1 rRNA gene (only partly in view) is annotated in these 1,716 nt (G+C 49.4%); it reads left to right on the plus strand.

What is annotated here, in order from left to right:
* The first annotated feature begins 192 nt into the window (after window positions 1–192).
* Window positions 193–1,716 (plus strand): 23S ribosomal RNA (locus ACQKP2_RS32300) (it continues 1,467 nt past the right edge of the window).

The following is a 1,716-nucleotide window of genomic DNA, read 5'->3' on the forward strand; positions in this document are numbered from 1 at the left end:
TCGAATATTGATTTCTGAACTTTTTCAGAATCGTTCTTTAAAAATTTGGGTATGTGATAGAAAGATAGACTGAACGGCACTTTCACTGGTGTTTGTTCAGGCTAAGGTAAAATTTGTGAGTTGCTCTTAGAGCAATGCGAATTTTCGGCGAATGTCGTCTTCACAGTATAACCAGATTGCTTGGGGTTATATGGTCAAGTGAAGAAGCGCATACGGTGGATGCCTTGGCAGTCAGAGGCGATGAAAGACGTGGTAGCCTGCGAAAAGCTTCGGGGAGTCGGCAAACAGACTTTGATCCGGAGATCTCTGAATGGGGGATCCCAGCCAGCATAAGCTGGTTATCTTGCACTGAATACATAGGTGCAAGAGGCGAACCAGGGGAACTGAAACATCTAAGTACCCTGAGGAAAAGAAATCAACCGAGATTCCCTTAGTAGTGGAGAGCGAACGGGGACTAGCCCTTAAGTTGATTTGAGATTAGCGGAACGCTCTGGAAAGTGCGGCCATAGTGGGTGATAGCCCTGTACGCGAAAATCTCTTGTCAATGAAATCGAGTAGGACGGAGCACGAGAAACTTTGTCTGAATATGGGGGGACCATCCTCCAAGGCTAAATACTACTGACTGACCGATAGTGAACCAGTACCGTGAGGGAAAGGCGAAAAGAACCCCGGAGAGGGGAGTGAAATAGATCCTGAAACCGTATGCGTACAAGCAGTGGGAGCAGACTTTGTTCTGTGACTGCGTACCTTTTGTATAATGGGTCAGCGACTTATATTCAGTGGCGAGCTTAACCGAATAGGGGAGGCGTAGCGAAAGCGAGTCTTAATAGGGCGTTTAGTCGCTGGGTATAGACCCGAAACCGGGCGATCTATCCATGGGCAGGTTGAAGGTTAGGTAACACTGACTGGAGGACCGAACCGACTACCGTTGAAAAGTTAGCGGATGACCTGTGGATCGGAGTGAAAGGCTAATCAAGCTCGGAGATAGCTGGTTCTCCTCGAAAGCTATTTAGGTAGCGCCTCATGTATCACTGTAGGGGGTAGAGCACTGTTTCGGCTAGGGGGTCATCCCGACTTACCAAACCGATGCAAACTCCGAATACCTACAAGTGCCGAGCATGGGAGACACACGGCGGGTGCTAACGTCCGTCGTGAAAAGGGAAACAACCCAGACCGTCAGCTAAGGTCCCAAAGTTATGGTTAAGTGGGAAACGATGTGGGAAGGCTTAGACAGCTAGGAGGTTGGCTTAGAAGCAGCCACCCTTTAAAGAAAGCGTAATAGCTCACTAGTCGAGTCGGCCTGCGCGGAAGATGTAACGGGGCTCAAACCATACACCGAAGCTACGGGTATCACGTAAGTGATGCGGTAGAGGAGCGTTCTGTAAGCCTGTGAAGGTGAGTTGAGAAGCTTGCTGGAGGTATCAGAAGTGCGAATGCTGACATGAGTAACGACAATGGGTGTGAAAAACACCCACGCCGAAAGTCCAAGGTTTCCTGCGCAACGTTAATCGACGCAGGGTTAGTCGGTCCCTAAGGCGAGGCTGAAAAGCGTAGTCGATGGAAAACAGGTTAATATTCCTGTACTTCTGGTTATTGCGATGGAGGGACGGAGAAGGCTAGGCCAGCTTGGCGTTGGTTGTCCAAGTTTAAGGTGGTAGGCTGGACTCTTAGGTAAATCCGGGAGTTCAAGGCCGAGAGCTGATGACGAGTTACCCT

This window comes from Pseudomonas sp. NPDC089569 (assembly GCF_050280625.1).
Lineage (GTDB): Bacteria > Pseudomonadota > Gammaproteobacteria > Pseudomonadales > Pseudomonadaceae > Aquipseudomonas.